The organism is Anaerolactibacter massiliensis (assembly GCF_900290205.1).
Lineage (GTDB): Bacteria > Bacillota_I > Bacilli_A > Erysipelotrichales > Erysipelotrichaceae > Bulleidia > Bulleidia intestinalis.
Map to the genome: position 1 here is coordinate 553,430 of NZ_OLMH01000001.1, position 13,560 is coordinate 566,989.

At 45.5% G+C, this 13,560-nt stretch carries 8 protein-coding genes and 1 tRNA gene; 8 read left to right on the top strand and 1 reads right to left on the bottom strand.

Annotated elements, in window-relative coordinates; all coding sequences use genetic code 11:
• Nucleotide 1: 1 nt before the first annotated feature.
• Genes C7E00_RS02865 through C7E00_RS02880 form a run of 4 tightly spaced genes read left to right on the top strand, consistent with a single transcriptional unit; the run spans nucleotide 2 to nucleotide 8,914 of the window.
• Nucleotides 2-1,651, top strand: a complete 1,650-nt coding sequence (locus C7E00_RS02865; RefSeq protein WP_105302838.1) for an AAA family ATPase — start codon at nucleotides 2-4, stop codon at nucleotides 1,649-1,651.
• Nucleotides 1,648-2,340, top strand: a complete 693-nt coding sequence (locus tag C7E00_RS02870; protein ID WP_102342135.1) for a TnsA endonuclease N-terminal domain-containing protein — start codon at nucleotides 1,648-1,650, stop codon at nucleotides 2,338-2,340. The genes C7E00_RS02865 and C7E00_RS02870 overlap by 4 nt, the downstream gene beginning before the upstream one ends.
• Nucleotides 2,337-4,496, top strand: coding sequence for a DDE-type integrase/transposase/recombinase (locus tag C7E00_RS02875; RefSeq protein ID WP_105302839.1), 2,160 nt, complete (start codon nucleotides 2,337-2,339; stop codon nucleotides 4,494-4,496). Before C7E00_RS02870 ends, C7E00_RS02875 begins: the two co-directional genes overlap by 4 nt.
• The gene (locus C7E00_RS02880; protein ID WP_105302840.1) at nucleotides 4,496-8,914 is read left to right on the top strand and encodes a TniQ family protein; all 4,419 of its coding nucleotides are present in this window, start codon (nucleotides 4,496-4,498) and stop codon (nucleotides 8,912-8,914) included. The genes C7E00_RS02875 and C7E00_RS02880 overlap by 1 nt, the downstream gene beginning before the upstream one ends.
• Nucleotides 8,915-9,110: 196 nt before the next feature.
• On the opposite strand, the gene C7E00_RS02885 is transcribed toward C7E00_RS02880, so the two are convergent.
• Nucleotides 9,111-10,004: a DegV family protein gene (locus C7E00_RS02885; RefSeq protein ID WP_105302841.1), complete on the bottom strand. Its 894-nt coding sequence runs from the start codon at nucleotides 10,002-10,004 to the stop codon at nucleotides 9,111-9,113.
• Between the two features lie 425 nt (nucleotides 10,005-10,429).
• Between C7E00_RS02885 and C7E00_RS02890 the strand changes: the two genes are divergently transcribed.
• The 4 genes from C7E00_RS02890 (at nucleotide 10,430) to argS (ending at nucleotide 13,531) form a co-directional block, all read left to right on the top strand.
• A complete protein-coding gene (locus C7E00_RS02890) occupies nucleotides 10,430-10,996 on the top strand; it encodes a manganese efflux pump MntP (RefSeq protein ID WP_167836437.1) in 567 nt (188 codons plus the stop codon).
• Between the two features lie 18 nt (nucleotides 10,997-11,014).
• Nucleotides 11,015-11,578 (top strand): TetR family transcriptional regulator, encoded by a 564-nt coding sequence (locus C7E00_RS02895; protein ID WP_105302843.1) that lies wholly within the window; start codon nucleotides 11,015-11,017, stop codon nucleotides 11,576-11,578.
• 136 nt (nucleotides 11,579-11,714) lie between these two features.
• Nucleotides 11,715-11,791, top strand: a tRNA-Arg gene (locus C7E00_RS02900).
• Nucleotides 11,792-11,872: 81 nt separating this feature from the next.
• Nucleotides 11,873-13,531 carry an arginine--tRNA ligase gene (gene argS / locus C7E00_RS02905; RefSeq protein ID WP_105302844.1) on the top strand — a complete coding sequence of 553 codons (1,659 nt, stop codon included), beginning with the start codon at nucleotides 11,873-11,875 and terminating at the stop codon, nucleotides 13,529-13,531.
• Nucleotides 13,532-13,560: the final 29 nt, after the last annotated feature.

Genomic DNA, 13,560 nt, shown 5'->3' on the forward strand with positions numbered 1-13,560 from the left:
TATGAAATTTGATTTCAAATATCAATATGCCACGGATGTACCCAAAGGCGGCAATCAGTACCTTATAGGCGGCAGCCTTGATGCCGATACAATTGTGGATGCCAAATATATCCGGTCAAACATTGCACCAGGCAATCCCTATGTGGAGGCGCTTCCCCGCTTCCTGACACCGGAACAGCTTGTGGTCGCTAACAATAGGGCAATTCCTCTGCCGACGGATGAGCAGATTGCGGCCATGGACAAGTACGACAAGGAAGAAGCAGTGGAACAGCTTTCAGATATTCGCTTTCCTCTTTCCTTCCATGGCGACTTCGAGCGGGAATTCCATAATGCGATTGTGACTTCCTATCGCCGCAGAAAGCTGATCTACGATGAAGGAATTGACGTGCACTACGTCATGGGGAATCAGGATCAGATCATGCATCACAAGATGACCGCCAGGAACATGTCAGATTCCATCGAAGGAATTTCTATGCTCGGCACTTCCGGCTGCGGCAAGACTTCCTGTGTAAATATGACGCTCAGCCACTACCCGCAGGTAATCATGCATCATCCATCATCGGATTACCATTTTCCTCAGATTGTCTATCTCGTTGTTGTCTGCCCTCACGAATCGAGTTTCAAGAACATCTATGATGCGATTGCTGCACAGATCGACCTGGCGCTCGGCAACATCAACCCTGTATATCAGGCAAAGATGGCCAAGAAGAAGATGATCGGAGACAAGGTCGCCTACTGTGCACAGCTGATTGATCTGTTCGGCATCGGCATGATCATCTTCGATGAAATCCAGCAGATGAGCAGGCATTCCACCTCTTCATCTTCCGTTACTTCTCTTCTCACCCTGGAAAACAATACGAATGTGGCCATGTCTGTCATTGGCACAGATGATGCCTTCTACGACCTGTTCAGCGAGCGTCATACCGCCCGCCGGTTCTCTACCTACATCAACGCCAATGGATATTGCAATGACCGTGAACTGTTTGATCTGTTCATGGCAAATCTGTTTTCCTACAGCTGGACTGACATTCCGATTGATATCTCGCAGGAAGCACTGGATGCCTCCTATGAAATTACAGGCGGAAGGCTTGGAACCATGGTAAAGCTGGCAAAGTATGTCCAGCTGGATGCGATCAATGCAGGCAGTGGCGTTCAGATGATCAACGCTGACTTCATCAGGAATACAGCAAAGAACCGTCATGTGGATGTATTCAAAGAAGCCCGGGCAAAGGAAAAGTACAAGGATGCAAAAACTGAAAAGGCTATTCAGGCAAGTTTCCCGCTGCTGAATTCCGTGGAACAAAACGAAAAGCAGGACGAGACAAAGAAGCGGATGTCTGAAGCATCAAAGGACAGCCGGAATATTCAGCTCATCGAAATGAAGCGGAATGTCGTAAAGAAGCTTTCCGATAAATACACTGCTGCCAAAGTAGAAAAGGTATTCAACGATATTGTCATGCTTCCCGAAAATGCATCAATCACAGAAGATGAAGCTGTGACAGCCGTACAGCAGAGGCTTGAGCATAATGACGCAAAGGCAGCCGCAAAGCAGGAAGGAAAGAAACGACGTCCTGATTCCGACGCCATGCAGGACGAGATTCTTGCGACAAGAGACAACATCGGGAGCATTCTTGGAAAGGCTGACGCATGAGACAGATCTCTGATGAAACACGGCGGAAACAGCATCGTGGCGAAGGACATGGCAGAACGTACAAGCCATGGATTCTGCCAAGAGAGATCCACGGCCTGTCAACTACCGTTAATTATCACGACGCAAAAGCCGGCAGAACTGTCAGTCTGCTGTCACAGGGAGAGCTGAATATCTATCTCTGCCTTCAATGGCAGGACAACGTTGCGGATATCCGTGAACAGTATCCCCTGCCGCTGACGGACACAGAAGCTATTGCAGAATACTATGGTTTGCGGCATCCGGCACACGCAGGAAAGAACATCGTGATGACAACAGACTTCCTGGTCGATCTGAATGACGGACGTCAGTTTGCTGTATCGGTGAAGCCGGATCAGTCGGAAATTGACGACAGAAGAACAGATGAAAAGCTGTTTATTGAGAAGAAATACTACGAGTCACAGAAAATTCCCTACTATGTTGTCTTCAAAACAGACATTCCTGCGAATACTGCAAAGAATCTGCGGCTTGTCATGAAATATTACAGTCTGGATGATGTGCATTCCCGCAGGGACATGGTGCTGCATCTGATTGCACATAAACGGATTCTGACGGATATGAATGTCTGTCAGCTCCCAATAAAAGAACTGGAATCGGCATTCGTGCCGAATGGAGAAGCATTTGAAAAGCTGAGGAAGGAGGAGCTTGTATGAACGAGAAAATTATGGTCAGAGATATTCTGACAGACCCGAAAACAGGAGAACAGTGGCGGGTGATCTTTCATAACGGGGATATTGCAGTCATCGTGAAGATGAACGTCTCCTCTCTGCAGATCAAATCCATCACAGTAAAAACCATCATGGATCGGCTGTCAGATAAAACACTTGAGGTAAGTGCTGATGATATAACAATCATTTCACCTCGCAAACTTTCGCCACGTACACGAGAAAAGTTTCTATCCGATAAATCCATTGCTGAAGATATATCAAAAGCTTACGGGCCAACCTTTCTCAATCTGGTTGGCAAGCAAAAGAAAGATGAATTTGTAAAAATTGCCGAACAGCACGATGCTGCCAAGTCAACTGTATGGAAAATCACACGTCTGTATCTTCAGGGCGGATTGTCAGATGCCGCTCTGATCGATGGACGCTACAAGAAAGCCGCACCAGCAGTAAAGACAAGAGTCAGAAAGCCCGGGCGGAAATCAGCATATGGCTTAGATCAGGGAAAATTATTGACTGAGACAGATCTGAAACTGTTTGATCAGATGGTTGCCATGAGAACGAAGCCGGATGGATCCGCTCATGGACAGACATGGGATTATCTTTACCACTACATGCTGGACAAATACTATTCCAGCGATATTACCGCTGATGATGGATCTGTAGTTAGAATTCTTCTTCCAGCCAATCAAAGACCGACTTACAACCAGTTCTACCATTATGTACGGCAGCACGCTCCCAAAAAGGCACTTACTGTTGCTGATACCAGTGCATTTGAAGAGAATAACCAGCACAGACTGCATACCGGATCAGCAAAGACGAATCTGATTGGCCCTGGTGATTGTTTTGAAATCGATGCATGCGAAGTCGATGCCGCACTTGTTTCAAGAACCAATCCATCGCAGGCAGTTGGACGTGCTATCGTCTATATCATCATTGATGTATGGACTTCCATGATCATGGGCGTTTCCATAGCTTTTGATAACAACTCTGTTGTCGGTCTGACAAACGCCATTTACAGCCTGGCTCTGAATAAGCATGAACTGTGCAGCAGGTATGATATTACGTTTGAAGATGATCGTTTGTGGCCGACAGGTTACAAGCCTCTGAAATTCCGTGTTGACCACGGTTCTGATTTCATTTCAAAGGATTTCAACCGGATTGCTGAAGAGCTGAATGTTGATATTGATACGGTTCCTGTCATGAACGGTTCCATGAAAGGTACAGTGGAACACATCTTTCATATGATCAATCAGGAAACAGGAATCCCGCTGATTATGCACGGAAAAATCACAAAGCGCTATGATTCCAAACACCATAAGCAGGCAGTCATGACCGTTGAGGATTATACAAAGATCGTCCTGTCCTTCGTGCTTTCTCACAATTCCAAATACATGGTCAGCAAACTGAAGTCTGAAGGACAGATTGAAGCAGGAGTCCGGCCTATTCCGGCAGAACTCTGGACATACTACTGTGATAATTTCAACTATCCCCGGATGCTTCCGGATGATGAATCGCTCAGATACACACTGTGCGTACCTGCAAAAGCAGTCATTTCCTCTGATATGCCAGGATTCTGTGTCAACGGTCTTTACTATGAATGTGACCTGTATCAGGTCAATGCAGACCGCTACAGGCATCAGAGAACACGACAGTATTATGCCATCAGAATTGACCCAAGGAACACATCTTATATCTACATTCTTGATGACGATAATCACCCGGTTCGTGAGAAACTCATTGCCAGCATTCCGGAGAACAACAGCTACCGTGACATGACATGGAAGAGATACGAATACCTCAGAAGAGCCGGAAAAATCATGGACAAGCAGAACGAAGCATACCGTCAGGAGCACAAGATCGCCCTGAACAGAACAGTAGAATCAATCGTTGATAGCGCAGCATCCCGGCATGAAGGGATCACCAACAATACAAAGGATATGGTTCCTGCCCGCAGCGAAGAAAAAGAGGCAATTTCCGTTGAGCACTCTCTTGCCAAAGATGCGTCCGTTCCAACCATGCCAGAGCAGAATGCATCGCCTGATTCTGCAAAGGGAAATACATCCAGCCACATTATCATCGGCAGCAAGATCACCATGGAAGAAAGAAAACGTCAGATCGAGGAAATCGCCCGGAGGAAGATGTAATGCTGATACCTGTCATCATACCAATTATGCCTGGTGAAACACTTTTCTCCTATGTAATGCGGCTGGCGCAGGCAAATGGCATGGGTATTAATGAGTTCTATTTGAATATTCTGTGTCCTAATCTGCCGAATAAACAGATTGGATTTGACGGATATGAGCCTCTTCCTGTTCTTTACAACAATGTTTCCGAAAAAAGCACAGATCAATTGTCATATTTCAAAGACCATACAACATACCCTGTCATAGCAGCTTTTTCCAGAAAATCCGAGCAGGACAGGATTATTCAAAATACCTTTGGAACCTATCCGCGGTATCAGGCTTTGATCGGAGATATTCATTCAGAAGAAACAACACTTCGCGTCTGCCCGGAGTGTGCTCAGGAAGAAACAGAACGGTATGGATTCTGGTGGCTGCACAGAGAACACCAGGTTCCCGGCGTCTGTGCATGTACGAAGCATCACCGGCGGCTTCTTGAAGCAGAAAAATTTATGCCCCGGAAAAGAGACCTTTCAATCAGTGATTTCACCGGAACAGATGAAATAACGGATGCCGATATTCAATATGCCGATACAGTAAATGCCTTTTTCCGTAAAGCACCTGATTGTTCTGCCGAGCAGATTGCTTCTCTCATGAAATCAAAGATGCTGGCACAATATTATCAAAACGTATCGATGAAAGACGGATACAATCGCGTATCAGAAGCAATTCCAGCTGAATACAACCGGTATTTCAAAAGCAGTGTATCAAGTGCCGTCAAAAGAGCAGTTTATCAATCCTATAACATTGTGGAATGCATTGCCCTATATTCTTTTCTCTTTGGCAGCGATATTCCTACTGCACTTGTCACAGATGACATTACTAAAAATATGTTTTTTGATGAAGCGCATGGATATGAATTGCTGGGTGATTATCATAGTAATGGCATTACCCTTCGTCATCAAAAATGTGGAACCGTATTCCAGACAACCCCGCATGCTTTCCTTGCAGGCTGGAGATGTCCCGCCTGCTCAAAAGAATCTGAGCAGGAAATGTTCCGTTCTCTTTGTACAAAGATCTCTCCTGATTATGTTTTGAAAAGCGATTTTCAACGCTTGTCAAGTCCCGTGATTTTTCATCACAAAGCATGCGGAAACGATGTAAAAATCACACCGGTGAACTTTCTGTATAATGGCAGCCGTTGTAAATGCGAAACACGGGTGCTGGAGAAGGAAGCAGTGAAGCGTTTCAAGAATGCCGGTTTTTCTCTTGTGACATACAATGGATTCAAGGAACCTGCAAGGGTTCATGGCGTTGAATGCGGACATACATTCAATATTGATAGTGCATATGTATTTCTTCGGAGCCCATACTGCCCGATTTGCCATCCATATAAAGCGCTCCGCTTTTCATCTGACGAAAATTCGAACAGGGAAATCTATGTGCGAAGAATCCGTGAATTGACCGGAGATGAATATTCCATGACTGGCACATTCGTTAATGGCAAAACACGGGTTGAATTTACACATAATACCTGTGGCCGGACATTTATGATGGCTCCGGATTCATTTACCCATGGACACAGATGCCCCTATTGCAGCAAAGTTACAGCGGACAATCAATTTCCCAGCCTTGTTGCAAAAATGACTTCAGGTATTTACACCTGCTTCCCTGGTCATCGGAAAGATGTCTATCTCATTAGGAATACCGTTACAGGAGCCGAGAAAGAACTGACATCCCATATGATTCTTCAGGAGATCCGCCGGCCAACAAAATCGGAACTGCTTCCAATGGACGGCAGGAAAAAGAGACTTGATATTGAAATAGCAACAAATCCAAGTAAATTGAAAACGCTGATCATAAAGACTTATCCCAGAGGCCGGCTGATCTTCAGCCGCGAATTATTCAAAGAAAAGGAAACCAGGCAATTTCAGGATGCGATCAGAGCATTGACACGCTGCAGATTCATTCGGGCTGTTGCCTACCGTGTTTACTGCTATGGGGACGAGCAATGGGATGCCGGCGAAGCAATTCGTGAAATTTTTATAGTGCGTACAGGCCATCATATTGGCTATCTGATTGACGAAAGCTATGAATTCCAAATAGGTCTATCAAAAACAGCACCGGAAATTCCAAAACTGGCCAGTAATGTATTTGAAAGCTGCACAAGCCTGCACAAAACTACTGTACTAAACGCCACCCTGTTTGCTTGCGGAGTCCTTTTTCCTGTCAATGATACCAATTACGAGATAGCAGCATTGCTTAATTACATTGCCAGGCAGGATAATGGCCGTCAGAAAAATTATGGTTTTCTCGCCGCATATCTTTATGGCAAAGGATGGAACCGTAATACATTTTCAGAATACTTGCATCTGATCAGCAGTTCCTGCCGGCGGCAGCTTGATAAGCTGCTTGCCACATACAGCTGTGCTTTTCTGCTTGCATCGCTTCATATGATTCCGACTGAAGTGCCGGCTATAGGTGATGGCATCATCCATATCCGCGTAAAACCTGCGAAATACTGCACAACACAGATGATGTATAACCTCATGATTGAACTTTTCGGAACTACAGGCATCATCGTTCGTGAGGATATTTCATGGAGAGAACTTGGCTTGTCTGATAGTTCATTTGCCAGTGGCATGAAGCATCTGCTGAAAAAAGGAATGATCACAGAGCTTTTTAAGGGCGTGTACACATTTGCCGGAAAATCACCGACGCCTGAAATGATTATCGGCGGCTTCTACCTCCGCAGAAATGGTGAAAACATTGGTTATTATCGAGGCAACAGTTATTTGTATATTACCGGAATTGTCAATGAAAAACCGACAATCTATACAATTGCAACAGAGAGAAGTCATGGCAAAGTAAGGCATATTGATAACAGGAATGTGCGGCTCCGTAAGCCTCTGATTCCTCTGCCATCAGAGCATCTTTCTGCTATTGCATTCCTTGATGCGGTACTTTCTGTTGTCCGGCATAAATACTGGGACAGCTTGTATAGCTATATGGAAAAAAATATTGACCAAGCAGAACTCAATACCGTTCTTAACATGCTGAGTGCTGAGCAGAAAGCGGTAATTGCAAGGTTCATCGATGATCATGGCTATGAAAAGCACAAACCATGTTATAAAAACAAAGCTCGGCAGCCCCGCAGCAGACCGAAGAAAGAAAAACAGCCAGAAAATACTGATATACTTCTCGCGGCATTAAGAAGACAGTATGCCACGGATGACGTAATTATTGTCAAGGACGTCGATCAAAAGAGTCTTCCTTTTGTGAATCTGCAGTTCTATGCCGCATTCAGGCAGCTCTGCACGAATCACACGCTTGTCCGCATTACAGAGGGTGCCTATCTGTTCAGCGAGCATTGTAACGATATTTCTACCGAAACTATCATCAGAAAGTTGTTTCTGGAAAAAGATGGCCATCATATTGGGTATTACACAGGAGAATCGTACCGCTACACAATGGGCATGTCAGATACTATGCCGGCAGCGACTACAATTGCCACAAATCGAAGAAGTTACCCGGGCGGCCTGTATAAGGCAGACATCCGTGATACAGCAGTGTTTTATAAGGGAACGGTTCTCCCTGTAAATGATGAGAACTATGAGCAGATTGCCCTGCTGAATTACATCTGTACGAACAACGATGAGCGAGCAGTCGATTATCCTTTCCTTGCACAATACATTCACGGGAGAAAATGGAAGCCGACAGATTTGCTTGATACAGCCGCAAGGATTTCGGAAACCTGTGTGCAGCGTCTGAAAGCTCTCCTTGGCGTTTATGATACGGCATATGGAACAATTTCCGTAGATTCCATTCTGATACAGGATCGCATACTGCAATATCTCAAAAAGAATTGTCAGAATAAAGTCATTATTGTAAATGACATTGACCACAAGAATATCGGCGTCTCCCGCAGAACAATGAATTGCAGTATGAGAAAGTTTGAAACAACCGGATATCTTGTGCGAATCACAAATGGATACTATTTTCTGCGCGATGCTGTCATTAGGCCGGATGATGCAATAGACCAAATCTTTCTTCACAGGAAAGGGACGGTATCCGGATATTACATCAATGACAGCTACAGATACCATATAGGTGCTTCCAATATTCAGCCGGAGACAGTGGAAATTGCAACCATATACCGGAAGAAAGACACACACGTTCATCTGATGAACGTTATGGGAACAGTGGTCTCTTACACATACACGCCATATGATCTGAATGCTATTGATGCTGACATGGCTGCGTTCCTGCATTACATCAATGGGAGATCATACAAAAAAGAAGATATTCCCGTTCTCAGAAGGCTTGTTGCGCAGAAAGAATGGGGTATTGATACTTTTGCTCAATGCACGATATCGCTGACAGTCATACAGAAAAGCCGTCTAAAAAAGATTTTCTACAGCCAAGGAAGCAGCGTGTCATAATCATTTCATAAAATCAAATAAGAAAAAACTGTTCGGCTGATTAGGCTGGACAGTTTTTAAGTGCAAAATCAGTTTGAGATTGCAATTCACATTTATACCAAATATTTAACCTGTTTGAGATTGCAATTCATTATTCGAGATTGCATTTCATTTTGTCAGCAAGAGAGGGATTTGAATTATCCTGATTGCCTGAAGTTTATTTCAGGCCGCCGCGATGATCGCAGAAATAGAACAGGGTAAGACCGCTCGGGCCGAGATGAGTTCCGACTACTGGTCCGACTCTTCCCATGACAACTTCCTTTGCAAGACCGGATTCGAGAATCTTCTTCTTCAGGAGTTCTGCATCTTCCGGGCATCCGCATGGGCAGATCAAGACCGGCTTGTCAGCACTCTTGTCAATGCGGGCAGCCATGATGTCGAAGAGACGCTTGATGGATGCCTTGCGGCCATGAACGGTGCCGAGACCGACAAGATGACCGGTGTCATCGATATCGCCGACCGGCTTAAGCTGCAGCAGAGTGCCCGCGAATGCAGCAATATTGGAAAGACGTCCGCCTCTTCTCAGATGATTGAGGTCGGATACAGTCCAGGTGTAGTTGATGTGGAGTTTGGTGTCTTCAAGCCACTTTGCGTTATCTTCAATGCTCATGCCGTTGTCACGGTTTTCTGCTGCGAAATAGGCATGATAGCCCATGCCTCCGGTTGCACCGAGGGAATCGACGATGATGAGCTTGCGGTCCGGGAATTCTTCCTTGAGCTGCTGCTGAGCCAGCAGAGAATTGCTGTACGTGGAAGACATGCCGGAAGTGAAGCAGTAATATAGAATATCTTTTCCCTGGGCAAGCAGCGGGCGGAAGAAGTCCAGGTAAGCTTGAGGAGTGATGGCAGTAGTAGAAGACATCAGTCCGCTTTCTACCTTCTTGTAGAACTCATCCAGAGGCAGCTCGGAACAATCATAGGTTGCGTTGAATTTAAAACCGTCGGTCATGACGACTTCCATCGGAATGACAAGAATTCCTTTCTGATCAGCATATTCCGGGATGATATCAGAACATGCGTCGGTGACAATCAAATAATTCTGAGCAGTCATAGTAACCCCCTATATTTTTACAGAGGTAATAATATCAGACACATGTCTTTTTACAAGTGACGAATTCGGGAGTGTGTATGGGCAGAAGTACAGCGTTTCACGCAGTTTTCACGAATTCTGCATGAATAGAACACAACCGGTGAATATGATGACAATGTCAATAATCATGATTGACGACATTATTTCTTCCCCCTATCTGAAAAGGAACCTGATGCGGCAGGTCCTTTTTCAGTTTGGAAGGAAGCACGAAATGCATCGGATCTGGATCATAGATCATTTCAGCGGGTTCATGGAGAGAGAGTCATGATTCTGAAAGCTGAATCAAAGATTCATGGCGGCCTGCATTTACAGAAAAGGAGTTTTGTATAGTCGCTTTACTTTGGCTACACGGTAAAATGAGCGGGATTGAAGGGAGATTTTTCTTTATGCGAGGATATCAGGCAGTCCTGCTTTTCATCGGCTTGTCACTGGATTCTTTTGTGGTGATGATGAATAAAGCTGCAACGCTGCGCAATCTCACGTTCCGGAAATCTCTGCTTTTTTCTCTCATTTTTTCTCTGATGAATGCAGTTGCCGTGCTCTGCGGGTATGGCCTTTCCAGCATTTTCATGCGCATGATGAATGATCGCGTAGAGATGGCAGTTGCGTGCTTGATTGTGTTTGCAATCGGTATTATTCTTACTACTCGCTCCTACCGGCTGAAGGATATCGAAGAGAAGTGCGATCCGGACTTCGGCTATCGTGAGTGCTTCCGCCTGGCAGCAGGCACCAGTATCGATACCCTGTTTCTGGCTACGAGCTTTTCATTTCTCGATATTTCACTTTCTGCAGGCTTATGTTATGCGTTTTTAGTGACTTTTGTTACAATACTTGTGGCACTTTATGTCGGGTACTCTCTTGGAAGCCGGTACAGCAGGACGCTGGGCATGAGCGGAGGTGCCTTGATGATCATACTTAGTATTTATCTGATGAGCGTTTATGTTCTAAGGTGACGGTGGGAGGAACCTGCGATGGAGAACCGCAAGGGAATGATGCGGACATTCCTGTATGAGAATCTTCGGGATCTCATGCTGCGGAATGTATTTGAGAAAATAACCATCAAGCAGATCTGCGATCAGACCGGAGTCATCCGGGCTACTTTTTATAATTACTTTGAAGATAAATATGACTGCCTGAACGCCATTGTCTACCATGATCTGGTAGAAAGTGCAGAGCAGAATCATAAAGATTCATTTGATGACCAGAAATATCTGGAAATCGTTCTGACGAATGTAGATCAGAATCGTTCGTTCTATCGGGTTGCCTACAATGTGACTGGTCAGAACAGTTTTGAGGACATGGTCCGTGCGAATCTGACACTGGTATTCCGGAACTATCTGAACCGGCAGCGTAAACCGGGAGTCATGGAGAAATATGATAATGATGTGGTTGCCAGATATTTCGGGGAATGTCTGGCGTTTCATGTGAAGAACTTTGTGTTCCGGAAGGATCCATCGTTCGGAGTGAAGGAGTCAAAACAGATGGTGGTTGACTTCATGACGGTTTCGTTCCAGGACTTCATTCAGTCGAAGTAAGCTCTGAAATGGAAAAATTTCTGTTCTGAAATTGTATATTTCCATCAGGAAAAACCCGTCTTGTTGAAAAAGGATAAGAAGTATTGTATAAAAGAATAGCGGATCTTACGGGTACCCGTAAAAGCCGTGATCTGAAGCGCCGATAGCTCAACTGGATAGAGCATTTGACTACGAATCAAAAGGTTGCGGGTTCGACTCCTGTTCGGCGCACCATTGCATTCTCAGAAGCCCGCTTAGGGCTTTTTTCGAGAATAGCAGAGACTGGCATAATCTGTCAGTGAAGGGAGAATAATAATGAGTGATTTTTCTGCTAAGATTCTGGACGCTTCCAGAGCTGCCGTCAGAACTGTGTTTGGGATTGACCCGGATGACAGACAGCTGATGGTGGAAACTCCCAAGGATCCGAAGATGGGAGACTACTCCACAAGTGTTGCAATGCGTCTTGCCAAGACTCTGCATAAGAGCCCGATGCAGATTGCTGAACCGCTCGTGGAAGAACTGAAAAAAAGGCTGCCGGAAGCTCGGAGCATTGAAGCGGTGAAGCCTGGCTTCATCAACTTCCGGATTGCAGAATCTTCGCTTTCTGACTGCATCAATAAAGTCATCGAGGCAGGAGATCATTATGGTCATAATGAAACCGGCAAGGGAAAGAAAATTCTCGTAGAGTGGGTTTCTGCAAATCCGACCGGCGATCTGCATTGCGGCCATGCGAGAAATGCGGCATGGGGAGATAGCATCTGCAGACTGCTTGAAGCTAGCGGGTATGATACTCTGAGAGAGTTCTATATCAACGATGCCGGCAACCAGATTGTCATGCTTGGGGAATCACTCATTTCCAGATATTATGAACATTTCGGGAAGAGCTATCCGCTTCCGGAAGAAGGATATCATGCTCAGGATATTATCGATATTGCAAACGATATCGCGGAACATGATGGCGAGAAATGGCTCGAGGCTGACCCGAAGGAAAGACTGGAATATTTCAAGAAAGAAGGCGTCCGCAGAGAACTGGCAAAGATCCAGAAGGACCTGGATCTGTATGGGGTTCATTTCGATTCCTGGATGCATGAGACGTTCTTCTATGAGAATGACAGCGAACGGATCCGGAAGGTGCTCCAGCGGATGAATGATATGGGGCTGACCTATGAAAAAGATGGTGCCCTCTGGTTCAGAAGCACGGAGTATGGAGACGATAAGGACCGGGTACTCCGCAAGAGCGACGGAACCCTGTCGTATCTGACTCCGGATATTGCAAACCATGTTTATAAAGTGGAGCGCGGATATCCGAAACTGGTAGATCTATGGGGTGCAGATCATCATAGCTATGTAACCCGCATGCAGTGTGCCCTCACTGCTCTGGGCTATCCGAAAGGAACACTTGAGGTGGATCTGATTCAGATGGTCCGCATGGTAGAAGACGGAAAAGAAGTTAAAATGTCCAAGCGTACCGGCAATGCGATCACCCTGCGTGAGCTCTGCGAGGATGTCGGAACGGATGCGGCAAGATGGTTCTTTGTCTCGAAGGATGTTGCGACGCATATGGACTTTGATATGAAGCTTGCAAGAACGAAAGACAATAACAATCCGGTATATTATGCGCAGTATGCATACAGCCGCATGCATTCGATTCTGCATAACCCTGACATTCCTGCATATACTCCGACGGATGATTACGGGCGTCTGACCGATCCGAAGGAACTTCAGATCATGAAGCTGATCAATGAGTTCCCATCTGAGGTTGCAAATGCTGCTGCGATCCGCAAGCCGAATAAGATCACGGAGTATATTCTGAATCTCGTCAAGATCTATCACAGCTATTACAACAGCTGCAAGGTCAACAATCCTGATGATCCGGAGCTGACCAATGAGCGTCTCGGGCTGGTGAAAGCGGCTTCCATCACCTTGAAGAATGCATTGGATCTGATTGGTGTCAGTGCCCCGGATAAGATGTAAGGTTTCCGCAGAACGTACAATATTTCTAA